Genomic DNA, 21089 nt, shown 5'->3' on the forward strand with positions numbered 1-21089 from the left:
TGGAAGTTTGCAAGACAATCTTGCAAGGTGGCGGCAAGCCGGGTCATGATGACGCCCACCACGCCGAGTGCTGCACCTCGATCGAGGAGGATCGATAGCCATGACCGCTTCGCCGCGTCGCCGCTGGCGCGCCCGGGTCGGCGCATTCACCGCAGTCACCGCCCTGTCGACCGGGCTCCTGACCGGCTGCTCCATGTCGTCCTCGGACGACGCGGCCGGCAAGAACACGCTGACCGCCTGGGCCTGGGGATCACCCGCGGCCGGCCTGAAGGCCACCGCGAAGGAGTTCGAGAAGTCCCATCCCGGCGTCACCGTGAAGGTCCAGGACGTCGGCAACCCCGCCATCTGGGACAAGATCACCACCGGGATGGCGGCCGGCGGCCAGGGCCTGCCCGATGTCATGGACATCGGCGGCGACTACATGAGCAACTACCTGGAGACGTTCCCCGACGGCTTCGCCGACCTCGGCGACCTGGGTGCGGGCCCGCTGGCCAAGGACTTCCCGAGCGGCCTGTGGAAGGGCGGTCAGGACGCGAAGGGACGGCAGTTCGGCATGCCCTTCGAGGTGAACACCAACCTCCTGTACTACCGCGCGGACCTCTTCCAGAAGGCCGGCGTCGACATCGACGCGATCCACACCTGGGACCAGATGCTGGCCGCCGGAGTGAAGATCAAGAAGACGACCGGCGCCGACCTCCTCGCCGTCGACAAGGCCGCCTCGCAGGCCGACTCCGCGAACTTCTTCGAGATGCTCGCCCGCCTGGAGGGCACGTTCTTCTTCAACGGCAAGGGCGAGATATCCCTGGCCGACGAGGGCAGCGTCAACGCGCTGACCTTCCTCAAGGAGGCTAACGACAAGCACCTCGTCGTGGACATCCCGCAGAGCCAGGGCACCACGTCCCAGATGAAGGGACAGGCGCCGGTCGCGATCATGCCGGGCGCCTCCTGGATGGTCGGCAGCTTCGCGAGCACCGCCCCCGAGATGAAGGGCAAGTGGGGCGTGCGGATGTCACCGGCGATGAAGGAAGGCGGGTACACGGCCTCCTCCGCCGGCGGGACCTACCTCACCGTCGCCAAGTCGAGCAAGCAGCGGGAACTCGCCTACGAGTTCGTGAAGTACAGCATGGCGACGCTCGCCGGGCAGAAGGTCATCACCAAGGCCGACGGCCTCTTCCCGAGCTACGAACCGATGTGGGACACCGCCGGCTTCAAGGAGTCCAACCCCTACTTCGGCATCAACACCAACCAGCTCGTCACCAAGGCACTGAGCCAGGACACTCCCCCGGACCACTACACGAAGGACTTCCCCAAGGCGCTCAAGGTCTACGACGACGCGCAGACCCAGGTCCTGGTCAAGGGCGCCGATCCCAGGACGGCACTCCAGCAGGCCGCGACGCTGCTCGCGCAGCAGACCGGCCGGAAGACCGCGAGGGACTGACCGGCCCGCATCATGTCCACCACGACGAAATCCAGCCCCCGGCCCCCGGCCGGGGAGGCTGCCGCCACCTCCAGGTCCGCCGCCGTGCCGCCCCGCCGGCGGCCGGCCGGCCGGACCCTGCGCGCCCGCGCGACACCGTTCGTGTTCCTGGCGCCCGTGATCGTGCTGTTCCTCGGCTTCAAGGTCTACCCGGTCGTCTACGCCCTGGTCCTCAGTTTCACCCGGAACGTGGGAGGCGTCACCGAGTTCGTCGGTGGCGCGAACTACGGACGGCTCCTGCACGATCCGCTGTTCTGGACGGCGCTGCGCAACACACTCGAGATCCTGGTGATCCAGGTGCCGTTGATGCTCGGTCTCGCGGTCGTGCTCGCCGTCGCCCTCAACTCCAAGCTGCTGAAGTGGCGTTCGTTCTTCCGGGTCGCCTACTTCGTCCCCATCGTCATGGGACTCGTCGCGTACGGCATCCTCTTCTCCGCGCTCCTCAACTACCAGAACGGGTTCATCAACTACCTGCTCACCTCGGTGGGGTTGCCCCGCATCCCGTGGCTCACCGACCCGTTCTGGGCCAAGGCGTCGATCATCATGGCGATGACCTGGCACTACACGGGCCAGAGTACGGTGATGTACCTGGCGCAGCTGCAGTCGATCCCCGACGAGCTGTACGAGGCGGCGCAGATGGACGGCGCGAACCGGCGCCAGCAGTTCTGGCACGTCACCGTCCCCGGACTGCGGCCGGCGATCCTGCTCACCGTGGTGCTGTCGACGATCGGCACGCTCCAGCTCTTCGACGAGCCGTACGTGCTCACCGGCGGCGGCCCCGACAACGCCACGCTCACCATCGGCATGTACCTCTACGACAGCGCCTTCAAGAACTTCGACTTCGGATACGCGTCCGCGATCGGGTACGTCCTGGCCCTGATCGTCACCGCCGTCTCCGTCATCCAGATGCTCGTCCTGAGGAGGCGTGCCCAGTGACCGCCACATCACCTCCGGTGCGACACCGGCGCCGGGAGTCCGGCTCGACGAAGTCGCTCAGCGCCGTCCTCACCGGGGTCGTCGCGCTCGGCGCCGTGCTCATGCTGGTCCCGTTCGTCTGGCTCGTCGTCGCCTCGACGCACTCGACGAGCGAGATCTTCTCCTCGCCGCCGGCGCTCCTGCCCGGCGACCGTTTCTGGACCAACCTGAGCGGGCTGTTCACGTCGTTGCAGTTCGGCGAGGCGCTCCGCAACTCACTCGTGGTGTCCGCCGTGTACACGGGACTGGGCATGCTGGTGTGCAGCACGGCCGGATACGCCTTCGCGAAGTTCCGGTTCCGGGGCCGCGACGCCATGTTCACCGTGATCATCGCCTCGCTGGCCCTGCCGGGGCAGGTCACGCTCGTCCCGCTGTTCAAGATGATGGTCGCGCTCGGCTGGCTCAACTCCTACCAGGGGCTCATCCTGCCGAACCTCGCGCTGCCGTTCGGTATCTTCCTCATGCGCCAGGCGATGCAGTCCGTGCCCGACGAGCTCATCCAGGCGGCGCGCGTGGACGGGGCGGGCGAGCTGCGCACGTTCTTCCAGATCGTCATTCCCACGATGCGGCCGGCGCTGGCGGCGCTCGCCATCTTCCTGTTCCTCGGGCAGTGGAACGACTTCGTGTACCCGCTCATCGTCCAGCGGACCCCGGAGGCCTACACGGTCCCCGTCTCCCTGGCGACACTGCACGGCGTCCAGTCGACGGACTACGGACAACTGCTCACCGGCACGCTGATCTCGGTCGTGCCCGTCCTGGTCCTGTTCCTCTTCCTCCAGCGGTACTTCGTGGCGGGTCTGCTGGCGGGCTCCGTGAAACAGTGAACACCCGAGCCACGGCGCTCGACATGACGGACTATCACGTACGGGTCGTGACCCGGGAAGGTTTGAGATGACGACAGGAAATGGCACCGAACCGCCGAAGCGGCGGAAGGGATCTCGTGCGCCCATCGGTTCCACGACACTCGCTCAAATCGCGCAGGCCGCCGACGTCAGCGAGGCCACGGTCAGCCGGGTCATCAACCGCAAGTACGGTGTCGCCCCGGCCACCCGGCAGGCGGTCGAGGAGGCGCTGAAGCAGGTCGGCTACGAGCGTCCCCTCGACAACCGGCTCGTCGTCATGCTGACCCCCAACCTGAAGAACCCGATCTTCGCCCTGCAGGCCGAACGCGTCGAGAACGAACTCAACCCGTTCGGGCTGACGTCGATCATCTGCCCCGTGTACCCCGGCACGCCGCGCGAGCGCGACTACGTCGAGTCGCTCGTCGACGCGGGCGTCGCGGCCATCGTCTTCCTGTCGTCGAGCAACACCCTGCGCGACGAGGACCACCGCGTCGTGCAGTTCGTCGAGTCCCGCGGCATCCCCTACGTGAGCATCAACGGCGGTTTCGTCGAGTACGAGGCCCCGGTCGTCTCCACCGACGACTGGCGTGCCGCCGAACTGGCGGTCGGGCACCTGCGCGACCTCGGGCACCGGAGGATCGGCCTGCTCGCCGGCCCGACCGGCAACCTCCCCGCCGACCGGCGCGTCGAGGGGTTCCTCCGGGCTCTGCAGCGCCACGGCGTCGACGATCCCGAACAGTTCGTGGTGCGCCAGCACTTCAACGTCGAAGGCGGACAGCAGGCCGCGGCGACCCTGCTCGCCCAGGGCATGACCGGCATCGTCGCGTCGAGCGACGAGATGGCCTTCGGGGCCTACCGGGCCGCGGAGCGTGCGGGGCTGAGCGTGCCGAAGGACGTCTCGGTCGTCGGGTACGACGACTCCCCCGTCCTCGACTTCATCGGGCCGCCGCTCACGACCGTCCGCCAGCCGATCGAGCGGATCGCCGAGAACGTCGCCCGCATCGTCACGTCGCTCATCGCGAACCGCGCCGTCAGCACGGACGAGATCCTCGTCGAACCCGAACTGCGCCTTCGCGGATCCACCGCCCCGGTCCCGGCGGCCACCTGATCGTCCTGGTCGTGGTCGACGCCGACCTCGCACACCTGCACCTGCCCGGCCCTGCCGGGCGGCGCGGGCCGGACGCGCCGGCCGGGAAGGGGACCCGGCCGGCGCGCTCCGACACGGTCGTCCCGTGTCGGCTCACACTTGACGCGACAAGCATGAAGCCCAGGTAGTTGATCCGTCAAGAAACGGCCTGACCGGCCTCCCCTGCGGCGGTTTCGAGTGCGCGCGGTGTCCGGCCCTGTCCACCGGGCGCGTAGCTGCCGTGCTCCAACTCCTCGACGAGGGACGGACGGCCGGGGTTCCAGCCCAGTTCCGAGCGGGCCTTGGCTGCGGTCGCCGCCTGGCTGCGCAGCAGCCCCTCCGCGAACACGCCCAGCCGCCGGCGGGTGTCCTCGGCCGTCTCCGCGGTCACCTCACCCGGCACGCCGGCGGCTCGGGCGGCGGCTTCGCCGAGCGCTCGGACACTCGGGTTCCTGCCGTCGGACGCTATCCAGCACGAACCGGTGCGGCCGTGCAGAAGTACCCGGACATAGAGGTCGGCGAGGTCGTCCACGTGCACGGTGACCCAGCGCTGATCGCCGCCGCCGATCAGGGTGAAGGCACCCGAGGCGGAACGCGGCGCCCGGGCGACGAGGTCGGGAAGGCCGCCGCCGTGCCCGTAGACGACCCCCGGGAACACGATGCCGGTGCGCGTGGCGATCCTCAGCACCTCCTGCGCGACCTGCGGCCGCCAGGCGAGGGCGGCCACCGGATCGACGGGGCTGCCCTCGGTGATGGCGGCACCGCCGCCGTACACCCACATTCCGCTGGTGTGCACATAGGGCCTGCCGGTCCCGTCGAACACGTCACCGGCCGACGATGCTGATCATCTTCGCGCTCAGCGGAGGAGTGCACCGGTTCTCGGAACTGCGCGACCGGATCGCCGTGATCACACCGAAGGTCCTCACCCAGACGCTGCGCGCGCTGGAGCGTGACGGGCTGGTCGCGCGCACCGTCTACCCGGTGGTCCCGCCCAAGGTGGAGTACCGCCTCACCGGCCTGGGCCGGAGCCTGCTGGAGTCCATCGCCGGGGTGCGCGAGCGGGCCGAGGCGCACGCCGGCGAGGTGCTGGCGGCCCGCGACCGCGCCGCGCTCACCTCGGACTGACCCCGCCCGACGGCTACGGCAGGCAGGACGCGACGGTGGCCTACATGGGGAAGATGCGCGCGATGAAGTACGCCGCCACGACCACGACACCGATGAGGATCAAGCCCAGCCAGACGGCGGGGTGCTCCCACAGGCCGCCGTCCGCGCGTTCCTCATGTGTCTCCGCGATGCAGCCTTCGGCCGGCGGAGTCTCCCCAGGAGGCACGAGTGGATATGCCATGCCTCCATCCTCGTACGGACGCGCCGGCCACGCATCCCCGGTGCGGCGGCCCTCCCGTCCGCGTGGCCCGTGGCACCCGTCCCGGGTGCGGCCTCAGAGGCGGTCGACGTCGACGACCGCCTGGGCGAAGGCGGTGGGTGCCTCCTGCGGCAGGTTGTGGCCGATACCGGCGAGTGTGCGGTGGACGTACCTGCCGGTGAAGCGGTCCCGGTAGGAGGCGCCGTCACCGGGGGCGGTGAAGGGGTCGCGTTCCGGGTCCAGCGTGATCGCGGGCACCGTGATGACGGGGCGGGTGGCCAGCACCCCCTCGTACCGGTCGTAGCGGCGCTCGCCGTCCGCGAGCCCCAGTCGCCAGCGGTAGTTGTGGATCACGATGGCCGCGTAGTCGGGGTTCTCGAACGCGGCGGCGGTGCGTTCGAACGTGGCATCGTCGAAGTTCCATGTCGGGGAGACGGTGTCCCAGACGAGCCGGCACAGGTCGTGCCGGTCGGTCCTGTTCTCCATGGCGAGGCGGCCGCGTTCGGTGGCGAAGTAGTACTGGTACCACCAGGTGTGCTCGGCCTCGGGTGCCAGCGGCTGCTTCTGCGCCTCGACGTTCGTGACGAGGTATCCGCTGACGGACACCAGTCCCTTCACGCGCTCCGGCCACAGGGCCGCGATGATGTCGGCGGTACGAGAGCCCCAGTCGAAGCCGGCCAGCAGCGCCTTGTCGATCTTGAGGACGTCCATCAGGGCGATGATGTCCAGGGTGACGGCCGACTGCCGGGCGTTGCGGACGGTCCGCGAGGAAAGGAACGTCGTCGTGCCGTGGCCACGCAGGTACGGGACGATGACGCGGTAGCCCTGGGCCGCGAGCAGCGGAGCGACGTCGACGTAGCTGTGGATGTCGTAGGGCCAGCCGTGCAGACAGATCACGACCGGACCGTGCCGGGGTCCCTCCTCCGCGTACCCGATGTCCAGCACGCCCGCCCGGACCTGCTTCAGCCGGGCGAACGAGGTGCGGGCACCCGGAGTCACCGTGGGCACCACCGGCGCCGGCGACGTGCCCGCGGTGCGGCTCTGCGCGGCGTGCGCGTCCAGCTGGAGTCCGGTCAGCGAGACCGCCGCCGCACCGGTGCCGACACCGAGGGCCTTGTTGAAGGTACGCCTGTCGATCATGAAAAAGCCTCCTACGGGGGTCCGCCGACCGCGGTTGGCCCTGACCAATTCACGCTCGCAGTCACCAGTCAAACTAGTGACGCACATCTTCACAACGAGTCTGCGGCCACTTGGACGCAGGTCAAACCGTCACGCGATCGCCGCACATCACCGTCCAAACTAGTGATCACTTCGACGAGGGAGTGCAGCACGGCGTCACCCACATACTTGTCGCATCAATCACATGACCGTACTCACACTTCACGGAACCGGCGAAGTGTGAGCCGCGGCACGATTCCACACACGCACCTGCTCGGCGCTTTACTTGACGCGTCAATCATCTAGCATGTGAGTCTCGTCGGCAGTTCCTGCCGCAGCGGGCGTGCATCCACGCCGCTTCTCCCCGTGCGAAGGATCAGGACATGACCAGGATCGGAATCATCGTGGGCAGCACCAGGCCCGGCCGGAACGCCGAGGCCGTCGCCCGCTGGGTGTACGACATCGCCTCCCAGCGCACCGACGCCGAGTTCGAGATCGTCGATCTGCTGGACTACAAGCTGCCGCTCCTCGACGAGGTCTACCCGGCGTCCCTCGGCAACTACACCCAGCCGCACACGCAGGCGTGGGCCGAGAAGATCGGTTCGCTCGACGGCTTCATCGTCGTCACCGGCGAGTACAACCGTTCCGTGCCGGGGGCGCTCAAGAACGCCATCGACTTCATCTACGCCGAGTGGAACAACAAGGCCGTGGGCTTCGTCAGCTACGGTTCGGTCGGCGGTGCCAGGGCCGTGGAACATCTCCGCGGCATCGCGGGCGAGATGCAGCTCGCCGACGTGCGGGCCCACGTCGCCCTCTCCCTGTTCACCGACTTCGAGGACTTCGCCACGTTCAAGCCGGCCGACATCCAGCGTGACACGCTCGTCACGACCCTGGACCAGGTCGTGGCCTGGTCGAAGGCCCTGGCGCCGCTCCGGGCAGCCTGACCCCGGTCGCCGGTCGCCGGTGTCCGACCGACGGGGAACCGGACTGGACGTGTCCGCCCCCGTCGGTCGGGGACGGGCCACCACCCCCGGTCGCCCTGACGGTCGCTCAACCGGTGGGCGTGCGGTGAGACCGAGGGAACGCAAGGTCCCTCCCCGGGAGCGACTCCGAGCGACTCCCGTGGAGGCCGAGGCCGAGGCCGCAAGGTCGACGAGGCCGGGGCTCCTACACTGTGCTCATGGCAGACGCGACGACCATCGAGCCCCTCAACCGCGATGAGGAGGCCTTCCTGCGGGCTCTCGGCAGAGTGATGACGTTCCTGCCCAGGGTCGTCGACGCGGACATGCTCGAGGAACATTCGATCACCAGCACCGAGTACACCGTTCTGGTGCACCTCTCCGAGGCGCCGCAGAACCAGATGCGCATGAGCGAGCTGGCCAACATGTGCGGACTCTCCCTCAGCGGGATGACCAGAGTCGTACACCGGTTGCAGTCGCAGTCGCTGGTGGTCCGGCACAAGTCCCCGGACGACGGCAGGGCGTGGCTCGCCGTGCTCACCCCCGCGGGCTGGGCGCAACTGAAGCAGGCGTGGCCCACCAACCTCCAGAGCGTCCGCCGGCACGTGTTCTCACGCCTCGACGGGTGCGACCTCGCCGCCGCGGCAGAGGTGCTGGAGCGCATCGCGCCCAGCGCCTAGCCACCGAGTTCCGACCCTGCGACAGAAGGGCCCCGCGAGCATCCGGCTCACGGGGCCCTTCCTCCTACCGCCTGCAGGTGAAGGTTGAGAAGACGATCACGAGCAGGACGTCTGCGCCGACGCGGCTACGGCGTCACGGGCGGAGCAGCAGGCTGTCACCGCGCTCCTTGGCCGCGGTGTAGCGCCTGGCCACGTCCTGCCAGTTGACGACGGCCCACATGGCGTCGATGAAGTCGACCTTCTGGTTCCTGTACTGCAGGTAGAAGGCGTGCTCCCAGGCGTCGAAGACCAGGACCGGGGTCGAGCCCTGGCCGACGTTGCCCTGATGGTCGTAGACCTGTTCGACGATCAGCCGGCCGCTGAGGGGCTCGTGGGCGAGGACGCCCCAGCCCGAACCCTGCGTGGTGGCCGCCGCCTTGGTGAGCTGGGCCTTGAAACCGGCGAAGGAACCGAAGGACTCCGCGATCGCGTCCGCGAGGTCACCGACGCCGTCGGCGGCCAGCGGCTCGCCGCCGCCGTCCTTCGGGCCGGTCATGTTCTGCCAGTAGATCGAGTGGAGGATGTGGCCCGAGAGGTGGAAGGCCAGGTTCTTCTCCAGGCCGTTGACCGAGCCCCAGGTCTCCTTGTCCCGCGCCTCCGCGAGCTGCTCCAGCGTGTCGTTGGCACCCTTCACGTAGGCCGCGTGGTGCTTGTCGTGGTGCAGCTCGATGATCTCCGGGCTGATCACCGGCGCCAGCGCCGAGTAGTCGTAGGGAAGCTCCGGGAGCGTGTAAACCGCCATGTCCAACATCCTCCACCATTATTGCCATACATATGCAACTGCACGCTAGTTGCAGCGAGCCGAGAACGCCGTCCACCCGGCCGACACGCGACCGAGGGCGGCGAGTCCGGCTTCGCGTCCGGAGCCACTTTATTGCACACTACTCGCAATAACGCACTCAGCGCAGGAAGGTGTGGCATGGCTTCTCCGACCGCGTCGGTCGCCGAGTCGTCCCGCGACGGATCCGGCGCCGGACTCGTCCGGGGCGGCCGACAGCCGGGGCCCGCGGTGGCGGCGAGGAAGGACCGGCACCCCCGGCACGACGCCGGCGTGGTCCCCGAACCGCTGCGCGGGAAGTGCCGGCCGCCCCGTCGGCGCCCCTTGGCACGCCAGTACGCCGCGCTCCACCCGCCGACCGTGGCCGCCCGATGACCGGCGTCCGCGTGCCGCGAGGACCGCACCGCAGGAGGCCATCGCCATCGTGGAACAGTTCCTGAACATCCGCGGTGGAGGTTCACCCGAACCGGCGCCGGGCAGCGGTCGCCCGCCACTCAACTCGCCCCGGCACCAAGGCCCGTGCTCGACATCGGCACCGGCACGCGGGGCGGATCACTGGTCCGATTGGAGGAATGTCCGCCACCGGCCGCCGTTCACAGGACGAGCGCGGGGAGGACTGGACCCATGACTGTTAGCGCACAGATCGACAGCTCCCGTCCGGTGGCCACGCTCATCAACGTCTTCACGGTCCCCCCCGACCGTCAGGCCGAGCTGATCGCGCTGCTCGCCCGTGCCACCGAGGAGACCATGAGGCGCCAGCCCGGCTTCATCTGCGCCAACTTCCACGCCTCCCAGGACGGCGAACGCGTCATCAACTACGCCCAGTGGGAGAGCGAGCAGCACTACCGCGCGATGCTGGCCAACCCCGAGGCCCGCGCCCACATGGACGAGGCCGCGACCATCGCGACCGACGTGCAGCCGCGCCTGTTCCACGTGCTGTCCACCCACGGCAGGTAGCGCCGGAGCGGGCCGCCGAGCCGCGGGCCGGAGGCCCTGACCGATCCGTGGAGGCTACGTCCGTCCTTGCGGTACGACGCCCCCGCACGGCGTCGGCCCCCTCCGACCGTGTGCGTCGGAGGGGGCCGAACATTGGTAGCGGGGGCGGGATTCGAACCACGCGACCTCTGGGTTATGAGCCCAGCGAGCTACCGAGCTGCTCCACCCCGCGCCGGTGACTCCACCGTAAGGCATCCCTGGGGGAGCCTGCTCGGAATTTCGCCCCGCCCGGAGAGAACTCGCTGTCGTCCGGACACGGCGCTGTGCCAAAATCCGGCGCATGCCAGTTCGATACCCGCGCCCTCTGCGCTCCGGTGACCGTGTCGGTGTCACCGCTCCGTCGAGCGGAGTCGGGAAGGGAATGCGTGAGCGGCTGAACGTTGCCGTCCGTGACGTACAAGCCCGGGGATACGAAGTCGTCGTCGGCCGGTGCATGGACGGCGCCGGGCATGTGAGCGCTCCGGCTGCCGACCGCGCGAGCGAACTGATGTCGATGCTGACCGACCCCACCATCAGGGCCGTCGTTCCTCCGTGGGGCGGCGAGACCGCGATCGACCTGATCCCCCTGCTCGACTGGCGCCAACTCCGGGAAACAGAACCGACCTGGCTCGTCGGGTTCTCCGACCTCTCGACCCTCATCACACCGCTGACGCTTCTCACGGGAACGGCGACCGTTCACGGCAACAACCTGATGGACACGCCCTACCGCGTGCCCGAGGGACTGCTGTCATGGCTCGACATCGTCACCGCACCCTCGGGCCACCGGTTCACGCAGAGCCCGCCCGGTCGCCACCGGGGCACGGGCTTCGACGACTACGCCGCTCTCCCTGACGTACGCGAGTACACCCTCGACTCCCGGGGTGCGTGGATCCGGCTCGACGGCGACGGCGATGTCGAAGCCGAGGGACGGCTGATCGGCGGCTGCATCGAGACGCTCAGCAATCTCGCGGGAACGCCCTGCCTCGACGTCTCGGCCTTCACGCGGGACCAGTCCCCAGAAGGGCTGCTGGTGTACGTGGAAGCGGCCGAAGACGACGCCTTCACCATCTGCCGGAACCTGCACGGGATGAGGCTCGCCGGATTCTTCGACCACGCGAACGCCGTGCTCGTCGGCCGGACCAACGCGCCGGACAGCAGCTCCCTCAGCCAGCACGAAGCCGTCCTCGACGCCCTCGGCCGTCTGAACGTGCCGATCATCGCCGACGTCGAGTGCGGCCACGTCCCACCGCACATGCCGATCGTCAACGGGGCGCACGGTCGCATCGTTCACTCGGCAGGCCGGAGCGAGCTGACGCAGACCTTGGACTGACCCGGCAGCCGGGCGCAGCGGGGAGTCGGGCCTCGGACAGGCCGAGTCCGGCCATGCCGGCACCCTTGGCGGCGAGCGCTCTGGGCCCATGGCCTGCGCCGCGGCCGAGTTCGAGGACTCACCGGCCCGGCGGAGCCGCCGGTTGGCGAGGGCGCTGCTCCGCGTGCCGGCTCCAGTGCCGCCGTGCGGGGAGCGGCCCGCACGGTTGGGGACGTCGGCCGGCCGTCGCGGCGGCGGCTCGGGGCGTGGGCCGTCGGAGGGGGCTAGGTCGGCTCCGTGCGCGGTGCGGTGCGGCAGAGGCTGACGAAGGCCGTGCGGGTGCGCCAGCCGAGGGACTCGTACAGGGCTCGGCCCTGGGGCGTCGCGCCCAACACGCCTCGGGTGGCGCCCGCGGCCAGGGCCTGCTGCTGGAGCGCGCGCATGACGACGGAGCCGAGGCCACGGCGTCGGTGGGCCGGCGTGGTGAGGATCTGGTCGGCCACCGCCACCTCCCCAGCCAGGCCCATCTGCCCGCGTGCGGCGAGCGATCCGTCGGGAGCCGCGACGACCACGCGGACCACGTCGCCCCGGGTCCAGCCGCGCAGCGTGTAGTCGGGCGGAAGCGGACCGGGCGTGGCGGGTGCCAGCTCGACCGACATCAGGGATGCCGTCCCGCCGGACGTCCACGCCGGTCCGAGCCATCCGGCGATCCGTGTCTCCGGCTCCTCGCACGGCTCGGGCAGGAAGACCTTGAGCCACCATCCCTCCCCCCGGGCCTGCGCGGCGGCCTCGCGCACGCGCGCCTCGTCCGCGTCGACGATCACCTGCCGCGCGACCTGGCCCTGCTGCCCCACGTCGACGGTCCAGCCCCACGGCCGCGGCATGGGATCGGAGGCACCCCGCGAGACCACCCAGCCGGAGACCCAGTCCTCGACGACAGTCACACCCGTAAGTGATGAAACACGCATGGGGCAATTACATCAGTGACCTGTGACAAGCGCCAGCACCCGGCCTCGTGCCACCGTGTACGCGGCGTCAGGGACTCGCGCACGCGGCGTCGAAATGTCCCCCGTCGATCCGCCGCATCCCGAACGCCCCCGGCGCGGGCGGTTGTTGCGAGGAGCTCCAGGTACCCGCGGCGTCGTAGTAGTCGACCTTCGCCCGCATACGGACCGCGTCGCCGTACCAGTCGCCGTCGAGGGTCTGGATGCGCACGTCGTCCCTGGCCGCGGGCAGGTGGAGGTAGAGCGAGAAGCGGCGGCCGCTCCAGGTGTGCACGTCGCCCGTGAGATCTCCGGCGGTGTTCCGGCCGGCCCCGCACACCTTGACCCGGCCGGTCATGGAACAGGCCATGGAGCAGTTCTCCTCGTAGCGGATCCGCAGCAGGATCTGCCGGCTGTCGGTCGGCGAGTAGACGATCCGCCCCTGCCAGTAACCGGTCAGGCTGGGCCGGCCCGGCAGCGGATACGCCCAGGGGGCCAGCACCGTCCGCGCCACCAGCAGCGCCGCGGCCATCGCGGCCAGTACGCCGACGGTTCTCAGGCCCTTGCGCAGCAGCGGCCTCGGTCCGGGTTCGCCGTTCGGCGCCGGCCTGTCCGAAGTCATTTCGTTTCCCCCCGTGAGTGACGCACTGTCGAGTTCCCGAACCGGCGGTCCAGTCGAGTGATGTGCCCGAAGTACGGCCGGGCCCTTCCCGTGGGCCCGCCTCCGCCGCCAGGGTCAGCCGGAGCCGACGCACAGCGGCACCTTCGGAAGGATCTGGGACGCCTTGAAATACGACTTGAGGCTTTCGCTCTCCATCTCCAGCTTCGCGCCGGAGGGAAGCAGTCTTCGCAGCGCCTGGAGTACCTCCGACGACACCGAGATACCGACCCCCGCACCGGCCTTGGCCTCCAGCTTCGCCGATCTGCACCGCGCCAGCGGGGTGCCGAGCGCGGAGCCGTTGGTCACTCCCGTGTCCATGACGAACTTGGCGTAGGGACCGGCGAACGCGGCGGGAATCCCGAGACCGAGCTGGAACTTGGCCTCGACCGCGGCGGCGACCCCGCTGACGCCGACGGACACCCCGCCGATCGAGTCCATGATGGATTTCTCGACACTCAGGTGCGGTGTGACCATCTTGCCGTCGACGAGGCCCAGCGGGCCGTCCAGCCGCCACCTGCCACCGGCGGTCACCGTCGTGTTCCGGCCGCTCAGCGCGGTGCCGACGACGAACTTCCAGGTGTTGCTGTACATCAGCGGCTCCCCCGGCACCACGGGGACGGTGAGCTCCACGGGCACCTCCACCCTGATCCTCTTGTTGTCGTCGGCACCGTCGGCGGCGCCCGCGGAGACGGCGATCGAGAAGCCGTCGACCCCTTCGACGACGAAGGTCGATCCCGACCCCAGCCTGCCGTTCGCTATCGACACGTCGGACCGGACACGCAGGTCGCTGGTCCGCAGCGCGAAGTCGACGAAGACCTTGAGACCGTCGCCCGCCTCGTGGCCGATCTTCAGCCCGAGTTGTCCCGGTGACGCCTCCGGTTGCACCTCCCAGCCCCCGTGGCTCCAGGTGACGCTGTTCTCCCGGGCCGGCGGCAGCCGGTCCGGGCCGTCGGCCGGCAGGAGCCGCGGCCGGCCGACCGCGAGGACCGCTCCCGCCCTCGCCGGCGCCACGCCCGCCCGTCCCGTGAACAGGGCCGGGTCCACCGAAGGTGACGTGCCCGCGGTGCCGGCCGCCGGTTCGGACACCGCTCCGGGACGGTCGGGCACCTCCTGGTAGAGGGTGGAGCGCGCGTCGATCGCGAGGTCGTCGTGGAAGTGCGCGTCGAGGAAGACCTCCGTGAGGTCGACCGGTGCCAGGGTGACCGTGGGATCGCCGCCGTCCGTACGCATCGCGACGACCCGGCCGACCGCTCTGCTCGTGACGTACATGACCTTGCCGACCGCGAGTTCGGCCGCGCCCGGTGCCCGTCCGTCGATCGTCCAGGTCAGCCCGTCCGGGCCGGTGGCCCGGATCGCGCTCGCGCCGCCCTTCACGAGGACCACGTCGGGCCGGTAGGTCACCGACCCGTCCTGGATGGGTGCCGCCCCGTAGGTACGGGCCGCCGCCGTGTCGTCCGCACCTCCTGACCCGCTGTTCCCTCCCGCCGGGGACGCCGAGCTCCCGTGGCCCCCGTCCGGCCCTCCGTTCGAGGACGTGCACCCGGCCAGCGGGACGAGAAGGAGCAGGGCCCCGACCGTGGCGGCGAGCCGCACGGTCCGATTAACTCGCCCGCGCGACTCCTCGGCGCGCGTGGTGCTCGCGCTGTCCGCAGCCCTTCTCACAGCCGCCCCGCCACCTTGCGCGCGAGGTCCTCGATGGGCCCGCGGTTCTCGGCGGGATCGTTGAGCCGGACCAGTCGGATCGCGACCCAGGTGGTGGCCTTGCGGAAGAAGACCGCGTCGTCCTCCGCGTACGCCACTTCGCCGGCGCCGGAGACGGGCCTGAAGGTGTGCCCGAGTTGGCGGTCGATGTCGTAGATCTTCTTGGCCCCGTCGCCCAGGTAGATCTCGACCTGGGCCAGCGGGCCGTCGGTCGGCCCGGTGTACCGGCATCCCGGGCTGGTCGGGGGGCTCTCCACGCCGTCCTCGAGCGGGACGGTCGCGAGCGTCTCCGCGTCCTCCTTCAGCAGGAGTTCACACGCCTTGACGGCGGTGGTCGCGGGGGCCGACGGGTCCGCGTCCTGACTCGGTGGCGGGGTGGCGGTCGCGGGCGGCGGCGCGGTGGTGGTGACGGTGACGGTGGGGGCCGGCGCGCCCTGGCCGGCGCATCCGGTGAGCACGGCCAGGAGCACGGGTACGGCGATGAACATGCGGCGCATGACGGGGCGTCCTCTCTCAGATCCGGTCGCGCAGCAGGCCGACGAGCTTGACGGCGGTCGCCCGGTCACCGGTGCCGCCGGCCGCGGTGACGACCTGGACCTGGCAGTCGCGGTCGCCCGCGGCGAACCGCGCGACTCCGCCGCTCAGGAAGCGGATTCCGTCGGGCCCCGCCTCCTCGGTGACGCCGGGTTGGTCGGCGAGCCGGCCCGAGGCGGCCGTGCCCGGGCCGCCGACGCTCACCGTGATCGAGTGGTAGGTGTCCGGGTTCTCCCAGCCGCACACGCTGTCGCCCACTCCCGAGGTGGGCCGGCCGCCGTCGTTCCTGCCGATGACGGGTGTCACCTCCGCGGGTTCGAGCAGCGTGCAGGCGTCGAGCGGCGTGCCCTTGCCCGCGTCGTCCCGCGCGGCCGGGGCGGCCGAGGGCTTGCCCGCGGCCCGGTCGGCGGCGGACGGTGTGCCGGTCGAGGAGCCGCAGGCGGCGGTCCCCAGGGCCAGCGAGACGATCAGGGACATGGTCAGGGTGGTGCGCTTCATTTCTGGTTCCCCCATGGATAAAGCCAGGTTGCCGGGCTGACGCGATGGGTCGGCCAGCCGACCTCGGCCAGGGCCGCCGCCACGGCATCGGCGTCCGGACCCTCGACGAGCGCCAGCACGACCTCGTCGGTGTGCAGATGTACGACGGCGACCAGGCGCACGGAGTCGGCCACCGGTGCGGGCAGTTGCCACATGGCCCCGCCACCGGAGTCGTCGTAGCGTTCCACGGCGAAGAGTCGGCTGGTCACGAAGACGACGCTAGGTCCGGACGGGGCGCCGCCGAATCGGGTGTTTCCCTACGTAATGAAGGCCGCCCCCCGGGCGGCCGCCGACTCTCCCCGCTCCGCTACGGGTTGTTCCCGGCCCGTCGGGCCATCGCCGCGCCCAGTTCGGCACGGCTGGAGATACCGAGCTTCTGGTAGACCCGGGCGAGGTTCGCCTCGACGGTCTTCGGGCTGATGAACAACTCGTCCGCGATGACCCGGTTGGTCCGGCCCCGGGCGGCCAGCAGGGCCACGCGTTCCTCGGTGGGGGTCAGCTCCGGCGCGGACGGCGTCCGGCCCCCGATCCGGGCCAGTTCGGCCCTGGCCCGGCGTTCGAACGCCAGGGCCCCGATCGCGGCGAACTCGGCCGCCGCGCCCTCAAGTGCCGTGCGAGCGGCCCGCCTTCGTCTGGCGCGCCGGTGCACGACCCCGGCCACCAGCAGACACCGCGCGCGGTCCAGCGGCAGCACGTGCGCGGGAACCGCGGACCTGGCCTCTTCCAGGCTGCCGACGGCCCGGGCGGCGTCCTCGCCCCGCACGGCGGCCAGCAGGGCCCGGCTGCGCGCGAGCGCCAGCGTCGTCCACGGCCGGGGCAGCCGCTCGTGCCGTACGACGAGCCGGTCGAGGACGTGATGGGCGGTGTCCAGGTCACCGACGGCGGCGCAGGCCTCGATCCAGTCCGGCTCGAACCGTTGCGACAGCGGCTCGGCGAGGCCCGTCGCGTCGGCCTCGGCGGCCAGCGCCCGGTAAGCCCCCGCGGCATCGGCCGTGCGGCCGTCCGACAGCGCGGTGAAGGCGGACAGGGCGAGGTGGATCCGGCGCGCCCACGGGTCGTCGACGGTCTCGGCCCGCCGCAGTCCCGCCTCCGCCACCTGCCGGGCCCGCCGCACCTCTCCCCGGTGCGCGTCGAGCAGGCCGGCCAGCCACGTCTCGCCCACCAGCCCGGTGCCGAGCTGTTCACCGAGGTCCCGGGCCTCGGCGATGGTGCGGGCGGCCGCGTCGTAGTGTCCGGCGACGAGTTCGGTCTCCCCGAGGTGGCTCAGCAGTTCGTGCTGCGCCGGTTCGTCGCCGAGGGCGACGGCCTGCTCCAGCATGCTCGTCAGCCGAGCCCGCGCCTTGTCGTGCTCGTCGACGGCCCGCCACCAGATCGCCGGGACGGTGCCACCCAGCCAGGACGGACGCTCCCCCTCCAACGCCAGTGCCCGGTCGAGTAATTCGAGCCGGGGCGGGCGCCCGCCGCGGACCTCGTTGAAGAAGAGCTGGAGCAACGATCCCGACAGCAGCTCGACGTCCTCGGGCGGCGGGCCGGCCAGGAACGCGCAGGCCGCCTCGGCATGGCGCCGGGCCGATTCGGGCGAGTCCTGGAACAGGCTCAGGTAGGCGTGGATACGTCCGGCCGCCGCGGACGCCGGGTCCGGTGTCGCGGCCAGCGCCCGTTCGGCCGTCTCGGCCGCCACCGAGAGCGGTTCGTCGGCGCTCCAGGCCACCTCGGCGCGCAGCAGCAACGCCTGCGCCCGCAGGTCGCCGTCGCCCGCCTCGGCGACCTGCTCCGCGGCCTCGGCCGCCGGCCCGTAGTCTCCGCTGTCGTAGCGGCAGCGGGCGGCCGCCAGCCTCCGGCGGCCCCGGGTACCGGCCGGCCGGGCGGGAGTCAGCCGTGCCGCCTGTTCGTACAGGCCGGCCGCGATCTGTGGCGCGCCCCGGCGCCGCTGCCGTTCCGCGGAGGCCTCGAGTTCGGCGGCCACGGCCTCCTCCGGCTCCACCACGCACGCGGCGAGCTGGCGCGCCCGCTCGTCGGGATCGGGGACGACGTCGGCCAGCCGGCGGTGCAGACGGCGTCGCAGGCCCGCCGGTATGTCCGCGCGGACCGCCGCGGCGTAGAGCGGGTGGCTGAAGTGCACCGCGCTCTCGGCGACGGTGAGCAGCCGGGCGTCCTCCGCCGCGTCGAGGTCGCCGAGGTCCACCCCGGCGGCGCGCAGGTCACGCAGACGGGCGACGGACAGGAGTGCGGCGAGCCGGATCGCGTCACGGCTCTCCGTCGGCAGCGCGCCGACGGTCTCGGCCAGCACCTTCGACATCGTCGCGGAGAACGGCAGGTCCTCGCCGGGGGACGGCAGCCGGGGCAACCGCAGTACCGCGCGGGCCAGTTCCATCACCAGCAGCGGGTTGCCGCCGGAGTCCCGGACGATACGGGCCAGCAGCGGCCGGCCGAGCGTCACGTCCAGCCGGTCCCGCAGCACGTGGTGCAGTGCCCCGACCCCGAGCGGCTCCACGTCGATCCGGCGCATCCGCCCGGCCAGCCGGTGCAGTTCCAGCGGCGCGGGGACGGTGTCGTCACCGCGGGCGCTGACCAGGATCGCCACCTGGGGGGCTCGCCGCAGCGCGTACTTGAGGGCCCGCTCGCTGGCCGGGTCCAGCCACGGCGCGTCGTCGACGGCCACGAGGACCCGGCGGTCACCGGCCGCGGCGGTGGCGAGCAGGGAGCGCGTGGCCGCCGCCAGCGCCCGCTCGTCGACCGTGGCGTCCACCGTCGAGGTGAGCAGTGCGGCCTCGACGGCCGCGCGTTGCGGTGCGGGCAGCCCGGCCACCTGGTGTCCGACCGGTTGGAGCAGGTCGGCCAGCGCCGCGAACGCCAGCGCGGACTCCGACTCGGCCGGCGCGCACGCCAGGACCGTCCAGCCCGTCTGATGCGCCCTGTCCACCAACGCGCGCCACAGGGCGCTCTTGCCGATCCCGGCCGGCCCTGTGAGTAGTACCGGATCACACCCGACGAGCGATCCCCACGCCTGCTCCAGCACGGCGTCCCGACCGAACACCAAAGCCACGAAACCAGCATAGTTCGCGGGCCCGGTGCTCCTGAAGCGAAGATCCGGGGACCGTCGGCGGTCACCTCGGTGACGAACACGGAGACCGGTCACTTCGTACGAACGGAGTGGACACGCTGTCGTAGATATTCCTACGGCAATTGCCGGTCCGGCCGCTCTTTGCTCATCCGCCGTTCACGACACACCTGAACAGTCGGCGCGCATCCATGTAGCAACCACGCATCACGAAGAGGGCACATGTGTCTTGACGGACATTGCGAACACGAGGTGGACGTCCTCCACGTCGAGCAGACCGACGCGGCGGTGAGCGCCCCCGGGCGCCGCCGCTTCCTGGCCGCGGCCGCCGCCGGTGCCGCCGCCCTCACCCTGGAGTCGGTCTCCTTCGCGCCGAGTGCCGACGCCGCGGCGCAGGGCACGCCGCCGGAGTCGGGCGTGGAGACCCGCACCGTCACCGGCCACCTGGACACCGGCGTGGCGGACTTCGTCTACCTGCCGGTCGACGTGCCGCGCGGCGTGCAGAAGATCTCCGTGTCGTACTCCTACGACAAGCCGGCCGTCCCCTCGGGCACGCCGGGCAACTCCTGTGACATCGGCGTCTTCGACGACCGGGGCATCGCGCTCGGCGGCCGCGGCTTCCGCGGCTGGTCCGGCGGCGCCCGCACCTCGTTCGAGATCAGCAACAGCGAGGCCACGCCGGGATATCTCCCGGGACCCGTCGGCCACGGCACCTGGCACGTCGTGCTGGGCCCCTACCAGGTGGCACCGCAGGGCCTGAACTACCAGGTGCAGATCACCCTGACCTACGGTCCGGCCGGCCCCGCCGCGCCGGCCAACTACCCGCCGCAGCGGGCCAAGGGACGCGGTCGCGCCTGGTACCGCGGCGACTGCCACCTGCACACGGTCCACTCCGACGGCAAGCGCCTGCCCGCGGAGGTGGCGACGGGAGCGCGTGCCGCCGGCCTCGACTTCATGGTCTCCACCGACCACAACACGTCGTCCGCGCACGCGGTGTGGGGCGACTACGCCGACGCGGACCTGCTGATCATCACCGGCGAGGAGGTCACCACCCGCAACGGGCACTGGCTGGCCCTCGGCCTGCCTCCCGGCGACTGGATCGACTGGCGCTACCGCAACCGTGACGACGCGTTCCCCCGCTTCGCGCGCAAGGTGCGCCGCGCCGGCGGCATCGTGGTCCCCGCCCACATGTACTGCGCCTACGTTGCGAGCCAGTGGAAGTTCGGCTTCGACGACGCCGACGCCACCGAGGTGTGGACCGGCCCGTGGACGTACGACGACGAGCACGCCATCAGCACCTGGGACCAGAAGATCGGCGAGGCCGTCCGCTCGGGCGGACGTTGGATCCCCGCCATGGGCAACAGCGACGCGCACAGCGTTCCGCAGGTGATCGGTCTGCCCCACAACGTCGTCCTCGCCGACGACCTGAGCACCGACGCCGTCATGGACGGCATCCGCGCCGGACGCAGCTGGATCGCCGAATCCTCGGCCGTCCAGCTCACGTTCACCGCCAGCGGCGACGCCCGCCAGGCCGGTATCGGCGAGACGCTGACGGTGCCCGCCGAGGCTCCGGTGGACATCCGGCTGGACGTCAAGGGTGTCCCCAACGGCACGGTCCGCTTCATCACGGACGAGGGCCAGATGCACCAGGAGTCGGTGAACGCCGCGGGCGAGGGCACGGTGGTGTGGCGTACGACGGCTTCGCTGGCCGCCTACGTCCGCGCCGAGGTGCGGCACCCGATGGCGAACGGGTCGCCGGGGCAGGGCAACACGATGGGCGACGCCCTGATGTTCGGCCCCATGGCCGCGCTCACCAACCCCGTCTTCCTGATGCCGGACCGTCACTGATCGCCGGGGGCCCACGGCTCACCGAGTCCGGTCCCCGCACCGCGTGCGGAGTTTCCCGTCCCCTGCGAGCAGTGGGGGCGGGG

The 21089-nt window shown here is 70.9% G+C and carries 22 protein-coding genes and 1 tRNA gene; 11 read left to right on the forward strand and 12 right to left on the reverse strand.

Going from position 1 to position 21089, the window contains the following annotated elements; genetic code table 11:
• The first annotated feature begins 100 nt into the window (after nucleotides 1-100).
• The 4 genes from ACFY3I_RS06035 (at nucleotide 101) to ACFY3I_RS06050 (ending at nucleotide 4402) form a co-directional block, all read left to right on the forward strand.
• Nucleotides 101-1438 (forward strand): ABC transporter substrate-binding protein, encoded by a 1338-nt coding sequence (locus ACFY3I_RS06035; protein ID WP_390859549.1) that lies wholly within the window; start codon nucleotides 101-103, stop codon nucleotides 1436-1438.
• Between the two features lie 12 nt (nucleotides 1439-1450).
• Nucleotides 1451-2413: a sugar ABC transporter permease gene (locus ACFY3I_RS06040; RefSeq protein WP_365289249.1), complete on the forward strand. Its 963-nt coding sequence runs from the start codon at nucleotides 1451-1453 to the stop codon at nucleotides 2411-2413.
• Complete coding sequence (locus ACFY3I_RS06045; protein WP_365289250.1) at nucleotides 2410-3276, forward strand: carbohydrate ABC transporter permease; 867 nt, start codon at nucleotides 2410-2412, stop codon at nucleotides 3274-3276. The genes ACFY3I_RS06040 and ACFY3I_RS06045 overlap by 4 nt, the downstream gene beginning before the upstream one ends.
• A gap of 67 nt (nucleotides 3277-3343) precedes the next feature.
• Nucleotides 3344-4402, forward strand: a complete 1059-nt coding sequence (locus ACFY3I_RS06050; protein WP_365289251.1) for a LacI family DNA-binding transcriptional regulator — start codon at nucleotides 3344-3346, stop codon at nucleotides 4400-4402.
• A gap of 175 nt (nucleotides 4403-4577) precedes the next feature.
• Here ACFY3I_RS06050 and ACFY3I_RS06055 read toward each other — a convergent pair whose 3' ends face one another.
• The gene (locus ACFY3I_RS06055) at nucleotides 4578-5243 is read right to left on the reverse strand and encodes a hypothetical protein (RefSeq protein WP_390859550.1); all 666 of its coding nucleotides are present in this window, start codon (nucleotides 5241-5243) and stop codon (nucleotides 4578-4580) included.
• Between the two features lie 14 nt (nucleotides 5244-5257).
• On the opposite strand from ACFY3I_RS06055, the gene ACFY3I_RS06060 reads away from it, so the two are divergent.
• On the forward strand, nucleotides 5258-5545 hold the full coding sequence (locus ACFY3I_RS06060) for a winged helix-turn-helix transcriptional regulator (protein ID WP_390859551.1): 288 nt from the start codon (nucleotides 5258-5260) through the stop codon (nucleotides 5543-5545).
• Nucleotides 5546-5585: 40 nt separating this feature from the next.
• On the opposite strand, the gene ACFY3I_RS06065 is transcribed toward ACFY3I_RS06060, so the two are convergent.
• Complete coding sequence (locus ACFY3I_RS06065; RefSeq protein WP_365289254.1) at nucleotides 5586-5765, reverse strand: DUF6480 family protein; 180 nt, start codon at nucleotides 5763-5765, stop codon at nucleotides 5586-5588.
• A 93-nt stretch (nucleotides 5766-5858) separates the two neighbouring features.
• On the reverse strand, nucleotides 5859-6923 hold the full coding sequence (locus ACFY3I_RS06070) for an alpha/beta fold hydrolase (protein WP_390859552.1): 1065 nt from the start codon (nucleotides 6921-6923) through the stop codon (nucleotides 5859-5861).
• A gap of 401 nt (nucleotides 6924-7324) precedes the next feature.
• Here ACFY3I_RS06070 and ACFY3I_RS06075 point away from each other — a divergent pair, with 401 nt between their 5' ends.
• Both ACFY3I_RS06075 and ACFY3I_RS06080 read left to right on the forward strand, forming a co-directional pair.
• On the forward strand, nucleotides 7325-7885 hold the full coding sequence (locus ACFY3I_RS06075; protein WP_390859553.1) for an NADPH-dependent FMN reductase: 561 nt from the start codon (nucleotides 7325-7327) through the stop codon (nucleotides 7883-7885).
• Nucleotides 7886-8121: 236 nt separating this feature from the next.
• Nucleotides 8122-8580: a MarR family winged helix-turn-helix transcriptional regulator gene (locus ACFY3I_RS06080; protein WP_365289257.1), complete on the forward strand. Its 459-nt coding sequence runs from the start codon at nucleotides 8122-8124 to the stop codon at nucleotides 8578-8580.
• Between the two features lie 133 nt (nucleotides 8581-8713).
• Here the strand turns inward: ACFY3I_RS06080 and ACFY3I_RS06085 are convergent, their stop codons facing one another.
• Complete coding sequence (locus ACFY3I_RS06085; RefSeq protein WP_390859554.1) at nucleotides 8714-9361, reverse strand: superoxide dismutase; 648 nt, start codon at nucleotides 9359-9361, stop codon at nucleotides 8714-8716.
• Nucleotides 9362-9538: 177 nt separating this feature from the next.
• On the opposite strand from ACFY3I_RS06085, the gene ACFY3I_RS06090 reads away from it, so the two are divergent.
• Both ACFY3I_RS06090 and ACFY3I_RS06095 read left to right on the forward strand, forming a co-directional pair.
• A complete protein-coding gene (locus ACFY3I_RS06090; protein WP_390859555.1) occupies nucleotides 9539-9772 on the forward strand; it encodes a hypothetical protein in 234 nt (77 codons plus the stop codon).
• Nucleotides 9773-10021: 249 nt separating this feature from the next.
• Entirely contained in the window at nucleotides 10022-10354 is a 333-nt protein-coding gene (locus ACFY3I_RS06095; RefSeq protein WP_365289259.1) for an antibiotic biosynthesis monooxygenase family protein, read from the forward strand.
• 133 nt (nucleotides 10355-10487) lie between these two features.
• Here the strand turns inward: ACFY3I_RS06095 and ACFY3I_RS06100 are convergent.
• A tRNA-Met gene (locus ACFY3I_RS06100) sits at nucleotides 10488-10565 on the reverse strand.
• Between the two features lie 189 nt (nucleotides 10566-10754).
• Between ACFY3I_RS06100 and ACFY3I_RS06105 the strand changes: the two genes are divergently transcribed.
• The gene (locus tag ACFY3I_RS06105; RefSeq protein ID WP_390859556.1) at nucleotides 10755-11702 is read left to right on the forward strand and encodes a S66 peptidase family protein; all 948 of its coding nucleotides are present in this window, start codon (nucleotides 10755-10757) and stop codon (nucleotides 11700-11702) included.
• Nucleotides 11703-11965: 263 nt separating this feature from the next.
• Here ACFY3I_RS06105 and ACFY3I_RS06110 read toward each other — a convergent pair whose 3' ends face one another.
• The 7 genes from ACFY3I_RS06110 to ACFY3I_RS06140 form a co-directional block, all read right to left on the reverse strand.
• Entirely contained in the window at nucleotides 11966-12625 is a 660-nt protein-coding gene (locus ACFY3I_RS06110) for a GNAT family N-acetyltransferase (RefSeq protein ID WP_390859557.1), read from the reverse strand.
• A 91-nt stretch (nucleotides 12626-12716) separates the two neighbouring features.
• A complete protein-coding gene (locus ACFY3I_RS06115; protein ID WP_390859558.1) occupies nucleotides 12717-13286 on the reverse strand; it encodes a hypothetical protein in 570 nt (189 codons plus the stop codon).
• A gap of 114 nt (nucleotides 13287-13400) precedes the next feature.
• Nucleotides 13401-14726, reverse strand: a complete 1326-nt coding sequence (locus ACFY3I_RS06120) for a hypothetical protein (protein ID WP_390859559.1) — start codon at nucleotides 14724-14726, stop codon at nucleotides 13401-13403.
• Between the two features lie 257 nt (nucleotides 14727-14983).
• Nucleotides 14984-15523, reverse strand: coding sequence for a DUF3558 family protein (locus tag ACFY3I_RS06125; protein ID WP_390859560.1), 540 nt, complete (start codon nucleotides 15521-15523; stop codon nucleotides 14984-14986).
• Between the two features lie 16 nt (nucleotides 15524-15539).
• Complete coding sequence (locus tag ACFY3I_RS06130) at nucleotides 15540-16058, reverse strand: DUF3558 family protein (protein WP_390859561.1); 519 nt, start codon at nucleotides 16056-16058, stop codon at nucleotides 15540-15542.
• Complete coding sequence (locus ACFY3I_RS06135) at nucleotides 16055-16306, reverse strand: hypothetical protein (RefSeq protein WP_390859562.1); 252 nt, start codon at nucleotides 16304-16306, stop codon at nucleotides 16055-16057. The genes ACFY3I_RS06130 and ACFY3I_RS06135 overlap by 4 nt, the downstream gene beginning before the upstream one ends.
• Nucleotides 16307-16404: 98 nt before the next feature.
• Nucleotides 16405-19143, reverse strand: coding sequence for an AAA family ATPase (locus ACFY3I_RS06140; protein ID WP_390859564.1), 2739 nt, complete (start codon nucleotides 19141-19143; stop codon nucleotides 16405-16407).
• A gap of 237 nt (nucleotides 19144-19380) precedes the next feature.
• Here ACFY3I_RS06140 and ACFY3I_RS06145 point away from each other — a divergent pair, with 237 nt between their 5' ends.
• Nucleotides 19381-21006, forward strand: coding sequence for a CehA/McbA family metallohydrolase (locus tag ACFY3I_RS06145; protein ID WP_390859565.1), 1626 nt, complete (start codon nucleotides 19381-19383; stop codon nucleotides 21004-21006).
• Nucleotides 21007-21089 lie beyond the last annotated feature (83 nt).

This window comes from Streptomyces sp. NPDC001068, assembly GCF_042897315.1.
Lineage (GTDB): Bacteria > Actinomycetota > Actinomycetes > Streptomycetales > Streptomycetaceae > Streptomyces.

Bases quoted from the DNA above. Each gene is read 5' to 3' on its own strand.
- ACFY3I_RS06035 (WP_390859549.1), top strand. From the start codon at position 101: ATGACCGCTTCGCCGCGTCGCCGCTGGCGCGCCCGGGTCGGCGCATTC.
- ACFY3I_RS06040 (WP_365289249.1), top strand. From the start codon at position 1,451: ATGTCCACCACGACGAAATCCAGCCCCCGGCCCCCGGCCGGGGAGGCT.
- ACFY3I_RS06050 (WP_365289251.1), top strand. From the start codon at position 3,344: ATGACGACAGGAAATGGCACCGAACCGCCGAAGCGGCGGAAGGGATCT.
- ACFY3I_RS06060 (WP_390859551.1), top strand. From the start codon at position 5,258: ATGCTGATCATCTTCGCGCTCAGCGGAGGAGTGCACCGGTTCTCGGAA.
- ACFY3I_RS06065 (WP_365289254.1), bottom strand. From the start codon at position 5,765: ATGGCATATCCACTCGTGCCTCCTGGGGAGACTCCGCCGGCCGAAGGC.
- ACFY3I_RS06070 (WP_390859552.1), bottom strand. From the start codon at position 6,923: ATGATCGACAGGCGTACCTTCAACAAGGCCCTCGGTGTCGGCACCGGT.
- ACFY3I_RS06075 (WP_390859553.1), top strand. From the start codon at position 7,325: ATGACCAGGATCGGAATCATCGTGGGCAGCACCAGGCCCGGCCGGAAC.
- ACFY3I_RS06080 (WP_365289257.1), top strand. From the start codon at position 8,122: ATGGCAGACGCGACGACCATCGAGCCCCTCAACCGCGATGAGGAGGCC.
- ACFY3I_RS06085 (WP_390859554.1), bottom strand. From the start codon at position 9,361: ATGGCGGTTTACACGCTCCCGGAGCTTCCCTACGACTACTCGGCGCTG.
- ACFY3I_RS06090 (WP_390859555.1), top strand. From the start codon at position 9,539: ATGGCTTCTCCGACCGCGTCGGTCGCCGAGTCGTCCCGCGACGGATCC.
- ACFY3I_RS06095 (WP_365289259.1), top strand. From the start codon at position 10,022: ATGACTGTTAGCGCACAGATCGACAGCTCCCGTCCGGTGGCCACGCTC.
- ACFY3I_RS06105 (WP_390859556.1), top strand. From the start codon at position 10,755: ATGCGTGAGCGGCTGAACGTTGCCGTCCGTGACGTACAAGCCCGGGGA.
- ACFY3I_RS06115 (WP_390859558.1), bottom strand. From the start codon at position 13,286: ATGACTTCGGACAGGCCGGCGCCGAACGGCGAACCCGGACCGAGGCCG.
- ACFY3I_RS06125 (WP_390859560.1), bottom strand. From the start codon at position 15,523: ATGCGCCGCATGTTCATCGCCGTACCCGTGCTCCTGGCCGTGCTCACC.
- ACFY3I_RS06130 (WP_390859561.1), bottom strand. From the start codon at position 16,058: ATGAAGCGCACCACCCTGACCATGTCCCTGATCGTCTCGCTGGCCCTG.
- ACFY3I_RS06145 (WP_390859565.1), top strand. From the start codon at position 19,381: ATGTGTCTTGACGGACATTGCGAACACGAGGTGGACGTCCTCCACGTC.